The organism is Ensifer sp. Root1252, assembly GCF_001425885.1.
Lineage (GTDB): Bacteria > Pseudomonadota > Alphaproteobacteria > Rhizobiales > Rhizobiaceae > Ensifer > Ensifer canadensis.
In genome coordinates this window covers 41,369-61,168 of sequence record NZ_LMDT01000002.1, presented here as the reverse complement: position 1 = coordinate 61,168, position 19,800 = coordinate 41,369, and the positions used below count along the sequence as shown (strand labels likewise).

The following is a 19,800-nucleotide window of genomic DNA, read 5'->3' as shown; positions in this document are numbered from 1 at the left end:
GACGTCGGAACGTGACGCTTTCATGGAGAAACTGAAAAACAGCTGAGAACGTCTGTTACCAAACTGACAAGACAGCTCCCTAAACAGTGCGACCTAAGCACCGAACGGGAGCGACACGGCTTCCGGACGACATGCGCAATGACCATGGTCGGAGGCCCGAATTCCGTGAAGATCATCCAGATCAGCGATACGCATCTCAGCCCGTCGAAATCGCATTTCACCGACAACTGGGAGCCTGTCTTCCGATGGATCGAGGCGACGGCGCCAGATCTGGTGATCCATACCGGCGACCTGACGATCGACGGAGCCGATCACCTCGAAGACATCACTTTTGCTGTGGAACTGATGGCGCAGCTTTCCGCACCAGTGCTGATGGTGCCGGGCAACCATGACGTCGGGCATCTGCCGGGCTCAGGCCAGCCGGTCGATCCCGTCCGTCTTGCCCGCTGGAGAGCCCACGCGGGCCCGGACTATTGGTCCTCCGACCGTGGTGATTGGCGTTTCATCGGCCTGAACAGTCAGCTCTTTGGCTTCGATGACGAGGAGGACGAACGGCAGTTCGGCTGGCTCGAAGAGCAATTGCAGACCGCGGGGGATTGCCCGGTCGCGATCTTCGCGCATAAACCGCTTTTCGTCGATGATCCGGGCGAGGGCGACACCGGCTACTGGAGCGTGCGGCCGCGTCAACGCCAGCGGCTCTTCGACCTGATGGCCGGCCGCAATGTCGCGCTTCACGCCAGCGGCCACCTTCACTGGGCCTGGACCGGCGAGCATGACGGGACATCCCTCGTATGGGCTCCGCCGACATCCTTTATCGTCGATACCCTTGAGCGCGAGATGCCCGGTGAACGGCTGGTGGGCGCGGTTGTGCATCGTTTCGAGGGCCGCCAGGTTTCGAGCGAGATCGTCGCCGTGCCTGGGCTGACGACGCATATCCTCGATCACGTGATCGAAGAGGTCTATCCGCGCGCCGCAAAGGCGCTCGTGGAGGCGGTTCGATGAGCGTGCTTTCGCTTCGAGGTATCGCCAAATCCTATGGTGGAAACACCATCCTGAAGAACATTGCCTTCGAGGCGGAAGCGGGTGAGTTTATTGCGCTTGTCGGGCCATCCGGATGCGGCAAGAGCACGCTTCTGCGGATTGTGGCGGGATTGGATCACGCCGATCATGGCAATATCGCCATTGCAGGTCGCGACGTGTCGCGGGTGCGGGCCGCCGATCGCAACATTGCCATGGTCTTTCAATCCTACGCGCTCTACCCGCATTTGACCGCGGGTCAGAACATTGCCGTTCCGCTCGCCATGCGGTGGCTGACCGCGATGCAGCGTCTGCCTTTCATTGGAAATCTGTTGCCGGGTCAGCGGCAGATCCGCGCCGACATAGCGCGTCAGGTCAACGAGATGGCGTCGTCGCTGAAAATAGATCACCTGCTGACCCGCAAGCCCGGGCAGATGTCGGGTGGTCAGCGGCAACGCGTGGCGCTGGCGCGGGCCATGGTCCGGCGGCCGAGTGTGTTCCTGATGGACGAACCGCTCTCCAATCTTGACGCGAACCTGCGCGTTCACGCGCGCGGCGAAATCGTCGATCTGCATCGCCGCGCCGGCGTGCCGACGCTCTACGTCACGCATGATCAGTCGGAAGCCTTGTCGATGGCCGACCGTGTAGCGGTGATGATCGGTGGCCACCTCTTACAACTGGCCGACCCCAGGGAGATCTACGACAACCCGGCTCATATCGAGGTTGCGCGCTTTCTCGGCCAGCCGAAGATCAACGTGCTTGAGACCCGCATGGATGCCTCTGGTGTCGTCCGTTTCGGCGGACTGGTCCTGGCCGGCGAACGCCGCGCCGGAGAGACGCCGGTCATGGTCGCGTTCCGGCCGGAATTCGCCCGGCTCCGCACCGACGAAGGCGGCATGTTGCGTGCTCGCGTCGAACGCCTGGAGTTCTTGGGCTCGGAGGTCATCGTCCATGCCCGTCTCGACGCGATCGGCGAGACGATTACCAGTAAATCGACACCTTCCGAGGCGGCGGCACTGTCGGCTGGAAGACCGGTGGGGCTCGATGTCGTGCCTGATCGCGTGATGCTTTTCGGCCAAGGCGGCGAGCGCATGGCGGCACGACCGATCGAAGTTGCCGCCAGTCTGGAGACGGCCAATGTCTAGCGTCGCGACCGTGGATCATACTGCCGTCGAGCCGGCCGCACGCGAGGCGCGCATCGCCTGGCTGCTGGCACTGCCGGCAATCGTGCTCCTGTTCCTGTTCATCCTGCTGCCGACGCTGGCAGTTATCGTCCTCGGCTTCACCGATTTCGAGCTCGGCTATGCCGGCTTCCGGTTTGTCGGCTTTGAGAACTATGCCGAGCTTGCCGGTGATCGTACCTTCCGCCGGTCGCTCTGGAATACCGCCGTCTACACGGTCATTGTCGCTCCGGTATCGATCGTGCTGGCGCTGGCGATCGCCATGCTGATCGAAGCCGAGACCCGCGGCAGGGCATTCTTCCGCACCGTCTATTTCCTGCCAGTGGCCTCCTTGCTCGTCGCCATGGCCACCGTCTGGCAGTTCCTGTTTCATCCGACGATCGGCCCGGTGAACGCCTTTCTCGCCTATTTCGGTATCGCCGGCCCGAACTGGCTCGGCGCCTCTGGAACGGTTCTCTATGGCCTTGCCATCATCGGCGTCTGGCAATCGGTCGGCTTCAACATGGTCTTGTTTCTGGCCGGCCTTACGGCGATCCCCCGCGAGCTTTATGCGGCAGCGGAGGTCGATGGTGCCAAGTCATGGTTCGATCGCGTTCGCCTCGTTACCTGGCCGATGCTCGGACCGACGACGCTCTTCGTCACCACGATCAGCATCATCAATTCTGTCAAGGTGTTCGAGACGGTGAAGACCCTGACCGAAGGCGGCCCGAACAAGGCGTCGGAAGTGCTGCTCTTCACCATCTACCAGGAGGGCTTCGTCTATCTCCGGGTCGGTTACGCCTCGGCGATGACGGTCGTGTTCCTGGCCATCCTCGTCGCCTTGATGTTCCTGCAATACCGCGTCCTCGACCGGAAGGTGCACTACGCATGATCACGACCTCGCTTTCCCTGGGGCGCATCATGCGGCTCGCCGTCCTTTCGCTCGGGGCGCTCATTTTTTTCGCTCCCTACATTTTCATGATCTCAACCGCCGGCAAGGCGCAGAGCGAGATCTTCTCGTCGTCGCTATCGCTTATTCCGCAGCAATGGTCCTACATCGAGAATTTCTCGAAGGCCCTTTCGCGGGTCTCGATGTGGACGCTGCTCATGAACGGGGTCATCGTCTGCGCTCTCATTTTCGTCGTGCAGGTGGTCGTCGCCATTCCGTGCGCCTATGCCATGGCCAAGCTGAAGTTCCGGGCGGCGCGCACGATGATGGTGCTCGTCATGATCGGTCTGTTGGTGCCGATCCACGCGACGGCACTGCCGCTCTATGTCGCCTTCGACCGGCTGTCGGTGCTCAACAGCTATCTGGCGCTCGTCGCTCCGTTCTCTATATCGGTGTTCGCGATCTTCCTGTTCCTGCAGTTCTTCCGCGCCATCCCGGACGATCTCATCCAGGCGGCACGCCTCGACGGCATGTCGGAAGGCGGCATCGTCGCTCGGGTGGTCGTGCCCAATGCCTGGCCGGCGATTACCGCCTTTGCGATCTTTTCGGTCGTTGCCCATTGGAACGATCTGTTCTGGCCGCTGATCGTCGTGACCAACCAGGATTACGCTACGCCGCCGCTCGGACTTCTCTACTTCCGAGCGGCCGAAGCAGGCGACGACTACGGCGCGCTGATGGCGGCCACTCTGATCATCACCCTTCCTCTCATCACCGCCTTCCTGCTTGCACAGAAGCGTTTTGTCGAGGGCATCACCATGACCGGGCTTAAAGGCTGACCGGTCCAACCAGGAGTACGTCATGCAGCAGTTCAAGCAGCTTTTCGCGGCCGCCGCGATCTCAATGACCTTCACCGTTGCGGCTCATGCCGAAACGGTGCTGACTGTGCACTATCCGATGCCAGGCTTCTTCAAGGACGTGATGGACACGATTTCGAAGAAGTTCATGGAGGAAAACCCCGACGTCAAGATTACCTTCGCCAATCCGTCGGCGACCTATGAAGAAGGCATTCAGACGATCATGCGCCAGGCCGGCACGGCTGAGATGCCTGACCTGACGTTCATCGGGCTGAATCGCCTGCGCATGGTCAATGAGCGCGACATTCCAGTCGACCTGGGCCCGTTCCTCGCCAAGGACGGCAACATGGCCGAGCAGGGCTTTTCGGACAACATCCTGAAGCTCGCCCAGGTCGGCGGCAAACAGGTCGGTCTCGCTTTCGCGACCTCCAATCCGATCATGTACTACAACGCCGACCTCGTTCGCAAAGCTGGCGGCAACCCGGACAGCCCGCCCAAGACATGGGACGAAGTGATCGCGCTCGGGGGCAAGATCAAGGCGCTCGGCGACGGCAACGAAGGCATCGACTTCCGTTGGCAGGGCGACGACTGGATGTTCTCCGCACTTCTTTTCGGCGCCGGCGGTCACATGCTCAACGAAGACGAAAGCAAGGTTGCATTCAACGGCACGGAGGGCGAGAAGGCGATCGCGGTGCTTGATCGTATGGTCAAGGAAGGTGGCCTTCCGGTTTTGACCAAACAGGCCGGCGAACAGGCGTTCGTTGCCGGCAAGGTCGGTTTTGCCTTCCAGACCACGGGCGCCCTTCGCAACACCATCAAGAATGTCGGTAGCAAGTTCGACCTGCGCACCGCGCACATCCCGCTGATCGATCCGGAAAACGGCACGCTGCCGACGGGCGGCAACGCGGTGGTCATCCTCACCCGCGACGCCGAGAAGCAGGCGGCGGCCTGGAAGTTTGCGAAGTTCGCCGCTGGCCCCTATGGCGCATCGGTGGTGGTGCCCGGCACCGGTTACGTGCCGAACAATGAATTGGCCGCAGCGTCGCCCGAATATCTCGCCAACTTCTACAAGGAGAACTCGCTGTTTCGTGCAGGCCTCGAGCAGATGCCGCGGATGATGCCATGGTATGCCTTTCCTGGTACCAACGGAGTGAAGGTGACGCAGTCGATCGTCGAGAACCTCTCGCGTGTCGTCGAGCAGACTGCGACGCCGCAGGAGGCGCTCGAGGATGCAGCGGCCGAAGTGGAAGGGCTGCTTCCGCGCAGCTAAGCGGCGCCAATCGGCCCACTTGGTCGTTGAAACCGAGACCATCCCGCGAGATTTTGCGGGGTGGTGATCTCAGTTTCGCCTAGCGCAATTGCTGCACCGTCTCACCGACGTAAAGTCGATGGCCGAGGCGCAGATGGCGGGACTGCGAGGCGTTCGCGGCGATATCAAGCAACATGGCTGCGGCGGCCACCCCCATGTCGCCGTCCGGCATGGTCATCGTCGTCAGCGATGGGCTCATCAGGCGGCCGATGGCGATGCCGTCGAAGCCGGCCACGGAAACGTCGCCCGGCACCGAAAGGCCCTCGCGCCTGAGGGCGCTGATGACGCCCAGCGCCAGCAGATCGTTGGAGGCGATGATCGCTGTTGGCCGATGCCGTTCGATCGCGGTGGTGAGTTCGAGGTGCTCATAGCCGTCAACGAACCGGATTTCCACGCTTTCCAGCGGCGCGAGGCCTGTCTCTTTCATTGCCGCGCTGTAACCCTCGTAGCGCAGCCGCGCTCGATCAGAGGAGGCGAAATGGCCGGAGACGTAAAGGATTCGGGCGTGTCCACTTTGCAGGACATGCCGTGTGATCTCTCGGCCCGCACGATGATTGTCGACTGTGACTGCAGCGGCAAAACGCGGGACCGGCAGATTGTTGAGCAACACTGTTGGCGGAAGGGCCGCTGATAGCACCTCACTCGTCTGTGCATTGCACAGTGTAAGAATGAGGCCGGTCGGCCTTTGTTCGAGCAAGGCGCTTACTGCCTTTGCCTCCAGCGACGGATCGTAGTTTGATTGGGCGATCAATACTCCGTGGCCGGCCGCATGCATGCGGTGCTGGATGCCAGCGAGCGATGCGGCAAACACCGGGTTGGTCACGCTTGGGACGAGCACGCCGACCACGGGACTGCTGCGGCTCGTCCCTCGAGCGGTCGATGTCGCCGGTCGGTAGCCAAGCTCGGCTGCGGCGCGACGGACCCGGCGGACCATCTCGTCGCTTGCCGGGCCTTCGCCGTTGAGGACGCGTGACACGGTTGCCAACGAGCAGCCGGCCTGAAAGGCGATTTGCTGAAGGGTTGCCATTTGCCGGTGTCTAGCGAACATCCGTGACAGGAAATTGAACCGATTGCGCCACCCACTGCAGAACTGGCATGAATTATTATTCATGCCATGAATTATATTGACAGAAGCCTTGGTCGTCGTTTTAATCACCACAGTCGGAAGTCGAGGAGGAGTTCCGGCAAACTCACACATCAGCGGTCATTTCTGACGGCACGATTGGTTTTTGGGAGGGGCTTTGGCCTCGAGGAGGACGCTTGCGCACTTTTTTGAGCTCGACCGCACTGGCGGTCATTGCAACGACGTTTCTGGCTGGCCCTGCCAGCGCGGAGACGGCCAACCCGTTTCGCTGCGAACCCGGCGAAAAATACGTCATGAACGTCATGGTTTCGGGCGTCGAATACTGGTTCCCGGTCTATGAAATGTTCAAGCAGGCCGGCCAGCAGTTCGGCTGCGAGACCGAATATACCGGCACCCCGGAATATGACGTCAACAAGCAGATCGCCACTTTCGATCAGGCGCTGGCGCAGAACCCGGCCGGTATCCTTGTTCATCCGATGAACTCGGATCCGTTCATCGAGCCGATCAACCGGGCGATCGACCAGGGCACCGCGGTCGTCACCTTCGCCGCCGACTCGCCGCTCTCCAAGCGCATTTCGTTCATCACCTCGGACAATACCCGCGAAGGCGTTTATGCCGCCGATGCGATCGCCGAGAAGATGGGCGGCAAGGGCGAATATGCCGTTCTGGAAAACCCCGGCCAGGACAACCACGACAAGCGCATCGCCGCTTTCGTCGGCCGCATGGCTGAAAAGTGGCCCGACATGAAACTCGTCGGCCGCGCCGCTTCGAACCAGGATCCGAACAAGGCCTATCAGGGCCTGATGAGCCTGATCCAGGCCAACCCGAACCTTGGCGCGGTCTTCATGCCCGAAGCCAACTCGGCGATCGGTGCCGCACAGGCCAGCAAGGAAAGCGGCGGCAAGGTTCTCGTCATGTGCGCCGACGTCAACGCCAACATCCTCGACATGATCAAGGCCGGCGAAGTGTTCGGCTCGATCAACCCGAACCAGGGCATGCAGGGCTATATGGGTTTCATGTTGCTGTGGCTGGCCAAGCACCCAGACCTCATCGACCCGATGAACGACGCCAAGCGTTCCGGCTTCAACCCGATGAGCATTCCCTTCGTCGACAACGGTCTCTCCATCGTCACCGCCGCCAATGCGGATGACTTTTACTGGGACAAGTACCTGAAGCGCCGCGGCACCAAGGGCATTGACGAGTAAGGGGCTTTTGACATGGCTATCCGGATGTCCGGATAGCCGGTCAAACGATTGAGAGTGGAGAAGGCGATGATATCGCAGCCGGTCCTTCAGGTCCGCAACGTCACCAAGCACTTCGGGGCTGTGAAGGCGCTGACCAATGTGGATTTCAACCTCGAAAAGGGCGAGATCCATGCACTTTGCGGCGAGAACGGCGCCGGCAAATCCACGCTCATGAACATCATCGCCGGCGTGCTGCAGCCGAACGAGGGCGAAATCCTCGTCGACGGCACGCCGACGAAGATCTTATCGCCGGCCGCAGCTCAGTCGCTCGGTATCGGTCTTGTCCACCAGGAGATCGCGCTCTGCCCGGACGCGACGGTGGCGGAAAACATGTTCATGGCCGCGACAAACCGGCGGCGCTCGCCGCTGATGAACTACGCGTCGCTTGCCCGCGATGCGCAAGCCGTGATGAACCGGCTGGCGCCGATCGACGTGCGCCGCAAGGTCGCCGACCTTACCATTTCCAGCCAGCAGCTGGTCGAGATCGCCAAGGCGCTGACGCTCGATTGCCGGGTGCTGATCCTCGACGAGCCGACGGCGGCGCTGACGGAGGCCGAAGCGCAAGCGCTTTTCGGCATCATCCGCGACCTGAAGGCCGCAGGCATTTCCATCATCTATATCAGCCATCGCATGGCCGAAATCTTCAGCCTGTGCGACCGGGTCACCGTTTTTCGCGACGGCCGCCACGTCTCGACGGAGCACATTGCCGATGTGACGCCCGATGATGTCGTTCGCCGCATGGTCGGCCGCGAGATCACGCAGCTCTATCCGCCGAAGCAGGCACAAGGCGAACAGTCCGGCGAGGTCATCCTGTCGGTTCGGGGTCTCAGCGACGGCGAACGCATTCATGATGTCGCCTTCGACCTGCGCAAAGGAGAAATTCTGGGGATAGGCGGGCTGATCGGCTCCGGCCGCACCGAGATCGCCGAGGCGATCTGCGGGTTGCGCTGGAAGGTTCGCGGCGACGTGCTGCTGCACGGCAAGAAGCAGACGATCGGCAACTACAGAAACGCGGTCGACGCCGGCATCGTCTACCTCTCGGAGGATCGCAAGGGCTCCGGCGTGTTCGTCGACATGTCGATCGCTCAGAACATTTCGGTGCTGGATCTGAAGACGCTGACCGGGCCGCTCGGCTTGATGAACGCGAAGGCGGAAGCGGACCTCGCCCGCGATTTCACCCGGCGGCTCGGCGTGCGCATGGGCGGTATCGCCATGCCGGTATCGTCGCTCTCGGGCGGCAACCAGCAGAAGGTGGCCATCGCCAAGCAGCTCGCGGTGCGGCCGAAGGTCATTCTCATGGACGAACCGACGCGCGGCATCGACGTCGGCGCCAAATCGGAAATTCACCGCCTGTTGCGCGATCTCGCGTGCTCGGGCATCGGCATCGTCGTCATCTCGTCGGAACTGCCTGAACTTCTGGGGCTGTGCGACCGGGTGCTGGTTGTGCGCGAGGGCGGCATTGCCGGCGAACTCGGCGAGGCCGAGATGACGGAGGAGGCGGTGATCCGCCTTGCCTCCGGGGTCGGGCAGCACGGCGAACCACAGAAAATCAAGGCGGCCGAGCATGTTGCCTGAAACAAGCAGACGGAATGGGGAGGCGGAAATGGCAGTCGATACGGTGGTTGCAACGCAGGTTCAGGTTCCGGCCTGGCGACGGATCGGCACAATGCGCGAGGCTGGGCTGATCGCCATCATTCTTGCGCTCGGCATCGTCATGAGCTTTGCCTCGCCACACTTTCTCACCTTCGGCAACATGCGCGCGATGCTGATGAGCTTCTCGGTCGAAGGCATCGTCGTTGTCGGCATGACGATCCTCTTGATCGTCGGCGGCATCGACCTTGCGGTCGGCTCGGTCGTCTGCTTCGCCATGGTGCTCGCGGGGTCGCTGTTCCTCGCCGGGGTCGATCCATGGACGGCCTCGCTCTTCGGGATCCTCGCTAGCAGCCTCATCGGCGCCATCATGGGCTTCTTCGTCACCGTGGTCGGGCTCAACCATTTCATCACGTCGCTTGCGGCAATGGTGATCGTGCGCGGACTTTGCCTCGTCATCACCAAGGGCACACCGCTGTCGCTGTTCACCATGCCGGCATCGTTCAAAGCCGTCGGCCAAGGCACCTTCCATGGCGTGCCTTATGTCATCCTGATCTTCGTCGCCGTCGTGATCCTGTTCGACTTCCTGCTGCGCCGGGCGACCGCATTTCGCAAGGTGTTCTACACCGGCAGCAACGAGAAGGCGGCGCTCTATTCCGGCATCAAGACCAAGCAGGTGAAGTTCTGGGTAACCGTGCTCTGCTCGACGCTCGCCGGTGTCGCCGGCGTCATCTACATGTCGCGCTTCGGCGCCGCCACGCCCACCTTCGGCGTCGGCATGGAACTCAACATCATTGCGGCCGCGGTCATCGGTGGGGCCTCGCTCAACGGTGGATCAGGCACGATCCTCGGTGCCATCCTCGGCATCGCCCTTTTGTCGGTGGTCACCAGTTCGCTGATCCTGCTCGACGTCTCGGTCTATTGGCAGGACATGATCAAGGGCTGCATTCTGCTTGCCGCCGTCTCCATCGATCATTTCCTGCACAAGCGGAAGGCCATCTGAACATGCCTATCGCCAAGCCCAATCAGAACCTCATTTCCAGTGCACGCGAGGAACTCGTCGTTGCCCGGCAGATGCATCAGGCACTGGTGCTGCACTTCCTCGAGGGCCTGACGCAGTCGCAGATTGCCGACCGGCTCGGCATCTCGCAGCCGACGGTCAACCGTCTGATCAAGCGCGGACGCCAGCTCGGCCTGGTTGAAATCAAGATCAAGTCGCCCGTCGAACCGCTGGTCGACATGGAGGAGCAATTGCTTGCGCTTGGTGGCATCAGCCGCGCCGTCGTCGTTCCCACCGTCTCCGACAACCAGCAGACGGCGCTGCAGGCTGTGGGCGAGGCTGCGGCCCGGCTGCTGATGGAAGAGATCGCCGACGGCGACACCATCTGCATCACCGGCGGCAAGGGCGTCAGCGCCGTCGTTGCCGGTCTGCACCCGTCACGGCGCCTGGATGTCGAGGTGATCCCGGCGACCGGCTGCGTGCAGGGCAAGCACTATACCGACGTCAACCACGTCTCGACCCTCCTGGCGGATCGGCTCGGCGGCAGGTCCTATCAGATCCATGCGCCGCTCTTTGCCGACAGTGCCGCGGAGCGCGCCATGCTGATCAACATGCGCTCGGTGGCCGACGTGTTCAAGCGCGCCAGGGAAGCCAAGGTGGCGATCGTCGGCATCGGCTCGATCCTTTCCGACGATTCGAGCTACTACGACCTGCACCCGTCCTCGAGCACCGACCGCGCCGCGATCGAGCGCTCCGGTGCAAGCTGCGAGCTGCTCGCGCATCTGCTCGACGACCAGGGCCGGGTCTGCGACTACAGCCTCAACCGTTCGCTCGTCTCGCTCACGCTCGACGAGTTCGCGTCGATCCCGACCAAGATCGGGGTGGCGAGCGGACCGAACAAGGCCGGCCCCATTCTCAGCGTCCTGCGCGGCAGGCATCTCGATACACTCGTGACCGACGAGGCGACCGGCGAGCGCATCCTTGCCATGGCAAGCGAAAAGGGACTTTCGGCATGAGCAATGAACAGTTGACGCGCGAGATCGGCCGCACCGTTGTCAAGGCATCCGCCGTCGGGCTCGGCACCTGGGCGATCGGCGGCTGGATGTGGGGCGGAACGGACGAAGGCGAATCGATCGCCGCGATCCAGGCCTCGCTCGATGCCGGCGTGACCCTGATCGATACGGCTCCCGCCTATGGTCTCGGGCGTTCGGAGGAAATCGTCGGCAAGGCGTTGGCCGGCCGCCGCGACAAGGCGGTGATCGCGACCAAATGCGGCCTCGTCTGGCATACGACGAAGGGGCGTCACTTCTTCGACCAGGACGGAAAGCCTGTTCATCGCTACCTCGGTCGCGACGCCATCGTTCACGAGGTCGAAGAGAGCCTGAAACGGCTCGGGACGGACTATATCGACCTCTACATCACCCATTGGCAGGACCCGACCACGCCGATCGAGGAGACGGTGCGGGCGCTGGAAGACCTGAAGAATGCCGGCAAGATCCGCGCGATAGGCGCCAGCAACGTCGACCGGTCCGAGCTGGAAGCCTATATCGCCACCGGCCGCCTCGACGCGATCCAGGAGCGTTTCAGCATGATCGATCGCGAGATCGAGGCGGAACTGTTGCCGCTGACTACTGCCAACGGTGTCGCCACGCTCAGCTATTCCTCGCTTGCCCTGGGCCTCTTGTCCGGTACCGTCGGCCCGGACCGGGTGTTTGCCGGAGACGATCAGCGCCGCGACAACCCGCGCTTCTCCGTCGGCAACCGTCAGAAGGCGACGGCCTTTGCCGAGGCGATACGGCCCATCGCCGAAAAGCATGCGGCCAGCATAGCCCAGACGGTCATTGCATGGACGCTTGCCCAGCCCGGCGTGACGTTTGCGCTCTGCGGCGCGCGCAATCCGGCGCAGGCGCTCGACAACGCCCGTGCAGGCACAATCCGGCTCGACGGCCAGGACCTCGCGGCGATCGATGAAGCGATAGCGGCGAAGCTCGCTCACATGGATAGGTAACGGACGCCATCATGAACCGAGAAGAGATTTTTGACGGGCTCCGCCAGAGCCCGAAGGTGGACGTCTGCGTCCTCGGCGGCGGCATCAACGGCCTCAGCGTGTTTCGCGAGCTGGCGCTGCAGGGCGTCAATGTCGTGCTCGTCGAGAAACACGATTTCTGTTCCGGCGCCAGCGCCGCGCTGTCGCGCATGGTTCATGGCGGATTGCGCTATCTCGAAAACGGCGAATTCAGCCTGGTGCGGGAATCGCTTGTCGAGCGCGACCGGCTCCTTCGCAACGCGCCGCACTATGTCGGTCCACTACCGACGACGGTTCCCGTGTTCGACGTGTTCTCCGGCATCGCCAACGGCGCGGTCCGGTTCCTTGGCTTGAGCCGGCGGCCGAGCCGCCGTGGCGCCGTCGTCATCAAGGCAGGGCTTGCGATCTACGATTTCCTGACGCGCAAGCGCGCCATTATGCCCCGCCACGAGTTTCGCGGTCGGCGCGCGACGCTTGGCCGATGGCCGGCGCTCAATCCCGCGATCAAGAATTCCGCGACCTATTATGACGCCTGGGTCAGTCAGCCCGAACGTCTCGGCATCGAACTGCTTGAGGACGGGCTGTCGTCTGGTACCCATGCGCGCGCTGTCAACTATGCCGAGCTGAAGCTGGTAGCTCCGGGGCGCTATGCCGTCAGAGACAATATCGCCGGCACGGAGGTCTTGATCGAGCCGACCGTGATCATCAACGCCACCGGCGGCTGGATCGACATCGCTAATCAGAGCCTGTTTTCCGAACCGGCCCGGCCGGCACCGTTGATGGGCGGCACCAAAGGGTCGCATCTGATCATCGACAACGACGATCTGACCCGCGCGCTCGATGGACACATGATCTACTACGAGAATGAGGACGGGCGCATCTGCATCCTGTTTCCCTATCTCGGCAAGGTTCTGGTCGGCTCCACCGACATTCGCGTCGACGATCCGGAAACCGTGCGCTGCGAGACGGCGGAACGGGACTACATCCTGCAGTCGCTCGCTTTCGTCCTGCCGACGATCAAGGTTCGTCCCGATGAGATCGCCTTCCAGTTTTCCGGGGTCCGGCCGCTGCCGGCGAGCAAGGACAGTTTTACCGGCCGCATCCCGCGCGATCACTATTGTACCTTCGTCGAGACCGCCGATGCCGGGCCGCCGGTCTTATGCATGATCGGTGGCAAATGGACGACCTTCCGCTCCTTCGGAGAGCTGGCTGCCGATCTTGTGCTCGAACGACTGGATCAGCCTCGCCGCGTGGCCACGGCCGATCGGGCGATTGGTGGCGGCCGGGATTTTCCCGCCGACCGGGAAGCCTGGATTGCGCGGGTCGCCTCGGCGGCGGCCCTTGCGCCGACGCGCGTCGCCACGCTCTTTGAGCGCTATGGCACGGATGCCGAGCGCATCGCCGCCTTCGTCGCTGCCGCGCCCGACGCTCCGCTTCCGCATCCTGATTATTCGACCCGCGAAATCCAGTTCCTGATCCGCAGCGAGAAGGTCGAACAACTCGACGACCTCTTGCTTCGGCGCACGACCCTGGCGATCACCGGCGAGCTTTCGCTCGAAATGACGGACGCCGTGCTCGCATTGCTCGCGGCCGAAAAGCACTGGCCAGTGGCCCGCCAGGCGCTTGAACGCGCCCGTTTTCTCACCCTTCTCCTCGAACGCCATGGCGTCGATGAAGACGTGCTTTCCGCACGGAACGAACAAAGGAGTGCATTATGCGAAACAACCGCAAGGTCCGGATGAACCGTCTTTTTGGCGCAGGACGCTGCCTGGACGTGGCCATCGACCATGGCGTCTGCAACGAACCGTCGTTCCTCGACGGTCTTGAGAACATGGAATCCGTAGTGAGGGCCCTGGTCGACGCCAGGCCCGATGCGATCCAGATGAACTATGGCCAGGCCGATCTGCTCCAGGACCTTCCGGGCAAGGACAAGCCGGCTCTGGTCATGCGTATCGACATGGGCAACCCGTATAATCGCATCCGCCACCGCGACATGTGGGCTGTGCTGCAGAACGAGGCCGAACCGCTGGTCGGCGCTTTGGAGATGGATGCCGCCTGCGTGGTCGTCAATCTGTTCATGCTGCCCGACGAACCGGACCTCTTTCGCCAGTGCGTCACGAACATTTCGCGCGTCCGTGCCGATTGCGAAAAATACGGCATGCCGCTGATGATCGAGCCACTGGTCATGCAGCCGGTCACCGAGCGCGGCGGCTACATGGTCGATGGCGATGCGGAAAAAATCGTCACGTTGACGCGGCTCGCCCGTGAGATGGGCGCCGATATCGTCAAGGCCGACCCGACGACAAATGCCGAGGATTTCCACCGCGTGGTCGAGGCAGCCCGCTGCCCGGTTCTGGTGCGCGGCGGCGGCAAGGAGGACCTGCGTGCCGTGTTCGACAAGTCTGCGGCCTTGATGCGGCAGGGCGCTGTGGGCATGGTCTATGGGCGCAATATCTACCAGCATGCAAACCCGAGCGCCGTCGTTCGCGGTTTGATGGCCATCGTGCACGATGACGCCGATGGCGCAGCCGCCTTCGCCCTGTATCAGCAAGGCTGAGAAAGACGATCCGAACCTTGGGAGGGGTTCTTCAATGGCAGACTATCTTCTGGGACTCGACGCCGGAAACACCGTCATCAAGGCGGTGATTTTCGACCTTGAGGGCAACGAGATCGCGGCGGCTGCGCAGGAGGGGCACAGCCGGGTTCCGCGGCCCGGGCATGTCGAGCGGGGGCTCGAAGAGCTGTGGACCCATGCCCGGGCAGTCATCCGCCAATGCGTCGAACGTGCCGGCATCCGTGCCGAAGAGATCGTGGCGATCGGTTGCGCCGGTCACGGCAACGGCCTTTATGCTCTCGACCAGGGCGGTGAGCCGCTTCTCGGCATCCAGTCGCTCGACACGCGTGCCGCCGGGCTAGTGGAAGAATGGAAGGCGCAGGGTGTCGGCGACCGCACCTATGCCATCGGCCGGCAACGGCCCTGGCCGTCGCAGACGCCGACCTTGCTTGCCTGGCTCAAGCGTTTCCAGCCCGAGACCTATGCCAGGATCGGCACGGTGTTTCTGTGCAAGGATTTCATCGTCAACCGACTGACCGGCAAGCGGGTCAGCGACGTCTCGGATATGACCGGCTGCGGCCTCCTTAATGTCGTCAACCGCCGCTACGACCGCGATCTGATGGCGGCCTTCGATCTCGGCGAGGCAACCGGCCTCTTGCCTGACCTCGCCGAAAGTGCGGATGTGGTCGGCACGGTCACGCCGGAGGCGGCAGCACAAACCGGTCTTGCTGCGGGCACGCCGGTGGTCGGCGGTCTCTTCGATGTCGTCGCCTCGGCAATCGGCTCGGGCGTCACGCGCACCGGCGCTGCCTCGATCATCGCCGGAACCTGGAGCATCAACCAGGTGATTATCGATGGCCCTGACCTTTCGGGCCCGGTGTTCATGTCCTCCACCTTCGATCGCGGCCGCTACATGGCAATCGAATCGAGCGCGACGTCGGCGGCCAATCTCGAATGGCTGGTGCGCGAGTTCTTTGCTGACAGCGGCATCGACGACGGCCGATCGCCGTTTGACGTCTGCTGCTCGTTTGCATCCGATATCGAACCGGCCGCGAATGACCCGATCTATCATCCCTTCCTCTATGGCGCGCAGCAGGACGGTAACGCCCGCGCCGGGTTCTATGGCGTCGCCGGCTGGCACACGAAGGGTCACCTGGTTCGCGCGGTTCTCGAAGGTGTCGCCTTCGGCCACCGCCAGCACATCGCCACGATGCGGGCGGCGGGCGCGACCTTCGACGAGGCGGTGCTTTCAGGCGGCGGATCGCGCAGCCTGATCTGGCCGCAGATCTTTGCCGATGTGCTCGGGGTTCCGGTGTCGGTCGCCCGTTCGCGCGAAACCGGCGCGCTCGGCGCCGCGATTGCCGCGGGCACGGGGGCAGGGATCTTTGCCGATTTCTCGGAAGGTGCGGCAGCCATGGTGAGGACGGAACGCCACTACCGCCCGAACGCGGCGATAGCGCGCCACTACACGCGACGGTACGAGCTTTATCGGGACATCGCCGACGCAATGGCGCCGATCTGGCGGCGGCTTTCGAATGCCGAAGCCGAGGTTTCGGAGGCGGCAGCTTAGAGATTTTCAGGAAAAGTGCGACGCGGTTTTCCGTCAGGAAATGCGTAAAAACAAGGAGATAGAGCGTTTCTGACTCCACTTAGACCGGAAACGCTCTAGACGCGGGCCAGCGAAAGAGTGAAGCCGAGGGCCGGGACCGGCCTTCGGCTTGATCGTTCCACGTCGAACCGAGCGCCGCTGACCCAGGGAGGATCGGGTGACGGCGCTGCGTCGCGTGGGAACCATCAGAACCGCATGTTCACGCCGGCCTTGATGACGTGGCTGTTGATGTCCTTCTCGCTCGACCCAAAGGCCGTGTTGGTGCGGACGTCGGGCGTGGTGATGTAGTTGTATTCGATCTTCGCCGAGAGACCGCCGGCGAAAGCCTGCTCGACGCCGGCGCCCACCAGATAACCGCCCTTGAAGCCGACATCGTTTTGGACGCCGCCGCCCTTCTTGTAGTTGGTCATGGCATAACCGGCCGTGCCGTAGACGAGTGTCTGGTCGAACGAGAGGCCGGCCTTCGCCTTGATCGCGCCGCGCCATTTTTCCTTGAGTTTGCCGCCGCTGACCTTGTGTTCGGTGTCGCCGAGATAGGAGCCTTCGATTTCGGCACCGACGATGCCGGGACCGACCTGCATGTTGTAGCCGGCCTGTGCGCCGAAGACGACGCCGTTGCGGTCGGAAAACGGATTGGGACTACCGGTAAAGCCGAGACCGCCATGGGCGCCGACATAGGCACCGCTCCAATTGAAGGCAGGCGGGTCCTGGTAGGACGAAGCCGGTTCCGGCGAATAGGGGTCGGCGGCCAGTGCCTGTTGCACACCGGCTGTGGCCAAAAAGGTGATGCCGAGCCAGAGGGGAAGTTTGTGACGTTGCCGCATGGCGTTGCTCCGTGGATTGGACTAGGCGCCGGTCGCGGCGCATTTATCTTCTCTCTTCGCTTCGCGCCGGCTGGCACGATTATCGACGCTGGAAGATGTGCGCATTTGTGCGCCGCACGGATTGCATCAACATTGCAAATATCGACTAAATCGCTGATTTTGTTATTAATAACCTGTTAGGCTCTATGGCGAAGATGCGGCAGTCAATCGCCCAAAGTCTTTCACGCGACCGGCAGGGTCATGCGGAAACAGGCGCCACCGGTCGGCGCACAGACCACCGATATGTGGCCCTTGTGACGGTTGACGATCTCGCTGACGAGATGCAGCCCAAGGCCAGCACCGTGGTCACGCGGTTGCAACCGGTGAAACGGCTCGAAGATCCGCTCCCGTTCGCTTTCGGGAATGCCAGGCCCCTCGTCGCTGACCTCGATGATACCGCCACGCTCGACGTGAATGGAGATCAGGCCGCCGGCATGCTCGATTGCGTTGCGCACCAGATTGGTGACGGCACGCTCCAGCGCGCCAGCGTCTCCCCGCGCGCTAACCTGATCGGGCCCATGGGTAAAAGAGATGTCGCAATCGGCCGACAGTGCGAGAGGGGCGAGGTCGGCGGCGACGTCGCGGCAGAGCGAAACCAGGTCGAGGGGTGCGAAATGCGCGCCGTCGCGGTCGATGCGCTCGAGGTCGAGCAGCTGTTCGGCAAGGCCGGCAATACGGGCGGTATCAACAAGAAGACGGGCGCGCAACGGCCCGATGTCCATGCCCTCCAGCCGGGTCTGCAGGATCGCGACCGGGGTCCTCAACTCGTGGGCTGCATCCAAAATGAAGCGCTGGCGGCGCTCGTAACCTTCGTCCAAGCGCTGCAGCGCACCGTTGACGGCTTCGACCAGCGGGCGCACCTCGCCCGGCACGCGGCCATCGGGCAGACGGGCGCCCCGGCGGTCGACGTCGATGCTTTTGGCGTGGTCGGCGACCTCGGCGAGGCTGGAAAAGGCACGGCGCACGATGATCGGAATGGCGAAGGCGGGAATGAGCACGAGGATGAGCACGATCGGCAGCAGCAGCAGGTTCGTCAGGAAAAACACCGCGAACGAGGCGCTCCACAGGCGTCCGCCGCCGGTCAGAACCGTGTAAGTGCCGTTCTCGGTCTCGATCGCGCGAACGATCGCCGAGAGCAGGTAGGGTTCCAGTCCGTCGCGGATGTCGGCGAAGGCGACGCGGTCGAGATGCTCGCCGATGCCGCGATAGGCATCGGGGACCGGCCCGCTTTGGATCGTGTCGCCGCGCTCGTTGCGCACGACGAACCAGAAGCCCGGCGTTTCGGCGAGCAGGGCCTGAAGCTGCGGCGTGTTTTTCAGCCTCAGTTTCTGGTCGGGGGTCACCTCGACGGCACTGGCGGCAATCGACGCCGAACTGGCATCAAGGATCATGCCGCCGAGATCGGCCCGGATCAAAAGCGCCATGAAGCCTGCAATGACGGCAACGAGCAGCAGCACCTGAAATGTGAGGATGTGCCAGATGAGCCGCTTCTTCAGCGAGTGGTTGGGGTTGTCGCTCATGACATCGGTCTCAGCAGGTAGCCGACCCCACGAATGCCGTGGATCTCCACGCCGGAGCCGGACTCCAGCAATTTCCTGCGCAGTCTCGAAACATGGGCGTCGAGCGAGTTGGACTGGATTTCGTCGTCGTACCCGTAGACGGATTCCTCCAGCGTCGAGCGTTGCACGGTGCGCCCCTGCCGTCGCGCCAGCGCTTCGAGCACAAGCAGTTCCCGGCGGGGAAGCTCGAGCACGCGGCCGTCGATCCGCGCTTCCCGAGCGCCGAAATCGAAGACAAGATTGCCGATGCGTGCGGTCATCGGTGCGATATCGGGTGCCCGGCGCATCAGCGCGCGTAGTCTTGCCAACAATTCCTCGACCGCGAAGGGTTTGGCGAGATAATCGTCGGCCCCCATGTCCAGCCCCTTGATCCGCTCGTCGACGGCGCCACGCGCCGTCAGCACGATCACCGGGATGCCCGACTTCAGCGCGCGAACACGGGGAATGAGCGTCAACCCGTCTCCGTCAGGCAATTGCCGGTCGAGAATGATCGCGTCATGGACCCGGTTGGCCATCGCGGCGATGGCGTGATCGAGCGACGGCGCATGGTCGAGGATCATGTCGTAGCGGCCAAGGGCAACGCCGAGCGCGGCAGCCATCTCAGGCTCGTCCTCTACAAGGAGTAGGCGCATGTCTCGATTCTCCAACGTGTCTGTGCGGTAGGCGCACATTTGCTTGAGCACCATTGCCGCAAAGTTGCGGTTGGTTCGCGCTCTGAGTGCATCATCTACAGGCTGGCGCGCAATGCGGCCGCAACGCTGCGCCGGCAGCCTTTACGGTATCCGGCGGCTCCAAGTGATATGAGAGGCAAGTATTGCGCGTCTTGGCGAAAGGGCGTTCATGCAGGGATTATCACGGAGGCGATCGTCATCGGCGCATCGAGGAAGCAGAGCGAGTGCCTGCCGTATGGCCGCACCGAACAGCACGCGCGCTGCGCAGTTCGCTACCGCACGTATGAACCGCGCAGTAGCTCATTCACCGGGCATGGCGGCGGCGATACGCATGCCGGTGAAACGGGCAGATGTGACGGCCCCGAAAGCCC

Annotated in this window: 17 protein-coding genes; 13 read left to right on the top strand and 4 right to left on the bottom strand. The window is 62.8% G+C overall.

What is annotated here, in order from left to right; all coding sequences use genetic code 11:
- Window positions 1–165 precede the first annotated feature (165 nt).
- From ASD02_RS04785 to ASD02_RS04765, 5 genes are read left to right on the top strand one after another with little or no spacing between them, the layout of a single operon-like run.
- Entirely contained in the window at window positions 166–1,002 is an 837-nt protein-coding gene (locus ASD02_RS04785) for a metallophosphoesterase (RefSeq protein ID WP_057219289.1), read from the top strand.
- On the top strand, window positions 999–2,162 hold the full coding sequence (locus tag ASD02_RS04780; RefSeq protein ID WP_057219205.1) for an ABC transporter ATP-binding protein: 1,164 nt from the start codon (window positions 999–1,001) through the stop codon (window positions 2,160–2,162). Before ASD02_RS04785 ends, ASD02_RS04780 begins: the two co-directional genes overlap by 4 nt.
- Window positions 2,155–3,069 (top strand): sugar ABC transporter permease, encoded by a 915-nt coding sequence (locus ASD02_RS04775; protein ID WP_057219204.1) that lies wholly within the window; start codon window positions 2,155–2,157, stop codon window positions 3,067–3,069. The genes ASD02_RS04780 and ASD02_RS04775 overlap by 8 nt, the downstream gene beginning before the upstream one ends.
- A complete protein-coding gene (locus tag ASD02_RS04770; RefSeq protein WP_057219202.1) occupies window positions 3,066–3,902 on the top strand; it encodes a carbohydrate ABC transporter permease in 837 nt (278 codons plus the stop codon). The genes ASD02_RS04775 and ASD02_RS04770 overlap by 4 nt, the downstream gene beginning before the upstream one ends.
- A 22-nt stretch (window positions 3,903–3,924) precedes the next feature.
- Entirely contained in the window at window positions 3,925–5,190 is a 1,266-nt protein-coding gene (locus ASD02_RS04765; RefSeq protein WP_057221899.1) for an ABC transporter substrate-binding protein, read from the top strand.
- Window positions 5,191–5,269: 79 nt separating this feature from the next.
- On the opposite strand, the gene ASD02_RS04760 is transcribed toward ASD02_RS04765, so the two are convergent.
- Window positions 5,270–6,256: a substrate-binding domain-containing protein gene (locus ASD02_RS04760; protein ID WP_057221898.1), complete on the bottom strand. Its 987-nt coding sequence runs from the start codon at window positions 6,254–6,256 to the stop codon at window positions 5,270–5,272.
- Window positions 6,257–6,489: 233 nt separating this feature from the next.
- On the opposite strand from ASD02_RS04760, the gene ASD02_RS04755 reads away from it, so the two are divergent.
- The 8 genes from ASD02_RS04755 to ASD02_RS04720 all read left to right on the top strand — a co-directional run bounded on the left by ASD02_RS04755 (window position 6,490) and on the right by ASD02_RS04720 (window position 16,297).
- Window positions 6,490–7,518 carry a substrate-binding domain-containing protein gene (locus ASD02_RS04755; RefSeq protein WP_025429301.1) on the top strand — a complete coding sequence of 343 codons (1,029 nt, stop codon included), beginning with the start codon at window positions 6,490–6,492 and terminating at the stop codon, window positions 7,516–7,518.
- Between the two features lie 66 nt (window positions 7,519–7,584).
- The gene (locus tag ASD02_RS04750; RefSeq protein WP_057221897.1) at window positions 7,585–9,132 is read left to right on the top strand and encodes a sugar ABC transporter ATP-binding protein; all 1,548 of its coding nucleotides are present in this window, start codon (window positions 7,585–7,587) and stop codon (window positions 9,130–9,132) included.
- 28 nt (window positions 9,133–9,160) lie between these two features.
- Entirely contained in the window at window positions 9,161–10,150 is a 990-nt protein-coding gene (locus ASD02_RS04745) for an ABC transporter permease (protein ID WP_025429299.1), read from the top strand.
- A gap of 2 nt (window positions 10,151–10,152) precedes the next feature.
- Complete coding sequence (locus ASD02_RS04740) at window positions 10,153–11,163, top strand: sugar-binding transcriptional regulator (protein WP_057221896.1); 1,011 nt, start codon at window positions 10,153–10,155, stop codon at window positions 11,161–11,163.
- The gene (locus tag ASD02_RS04735; RefSeq protein WP_057221895.1) at window positions 11,160–12,155 is read left to right on the top strand and encodes an aldo/keto reductase; all 996 of its coding nucleotides are present in this window, start codon (window positions 11,160–11,162) and stop codon (window positions 12,153–12,155) included. The genes ASD02_RS04740 and ASD02_RS04735 overlap by 4 nt, the downstream gene beginning before the upstream one ends.
- A gap of 11 nt (window positions 12,156–12,166) precedes the next feature.
- Complete coding sequence (locus tag ASD02_RS04730) at window positions 12,167–13,915, top strand: glycerol-3-phosphate dehydrogenase/oxidase (protein ID WP_057221894.1); 1,749 nt, start codon at window positions 12,167–12,169, stop codon at window positions 13,913–13,915.
- A complete protein-coding gene (locus ASD02_RS04725; protein WP_025429295.1) occupies window positions 13,888–14,730 on the top strand; it encodes a class I fructose-bisphosphate aldolase in 843 nt (280 codons plus the stop codon). Before ASD02_RS04730 ends, ASD02_RS04725 begins: the two co-directional genes overlap by 28 nt.
- A gap of 34 nt (window positions 14,731–14,764) precedes the next feature.
- Window positions 14,765–16,297, top strand: coding sequence for an FGGY-family carbohydrate kinase (locus ASD02_RS04720; protein ID WP_025429294.1), 1,533 nt, complete (start codon window positions 14,765–14,767; stop codon window positions 16,295–16,297).
- Window positions 16,298–16,521: 224 nt separating this feature from the next.
- On the opposite strand, the gene ASD02_RS04715 is transcribed toward ASD02_RS04720, so the two are convergent.
- The 3 genes from ASD02_RS04715 to ASD02_RS04705 form a co-directional block, all read right to left on the bottom strand.
- Complete coding sequence (locus ASD02_RS04715) at window positions 16,522–17,160, bottom strand: outer membrane protein (RefSeq protein ID WP_025429293.1); 639 nt, start codon at window positions 17,158–17,160, stop codon at window positions 16,522–16,524.
- Window positions 17,161–17,381: 221 nt separating this feature from the next.
- The gene (locus tag ASD02_RS04710) at window positions 17,382–18,719 is read right to left on the bottom strand and encodes a HAMP domain-containing sensor histidine kinase (protein ID WP_057221893.1); all 1,338 of its coding nucleotides are present in this window, start codon (window positions 18,717–18,719) and stop codon (window positions 17,382–17,384) included.
- Window positions 18,716–19,390 carry a response regulator transcription factor gene (locus tag ASD02_RS04705; protein ID WP_025429291.1) on the bottom strand — a complete coding sequence of 225 codons (675 nt, stop codon included), beginning with the start codon at window positions 19,388–19,390 and terminating at the stop codon, window positions 18,716–18,718. The genes ASD02_RS04710 and ASD02_RS04705 overlap by 4 nt, the downstream gene beginning before the upstream one ends.
- Window positions 19,391–19,800 lie beyond the last annotated feature (410 nt).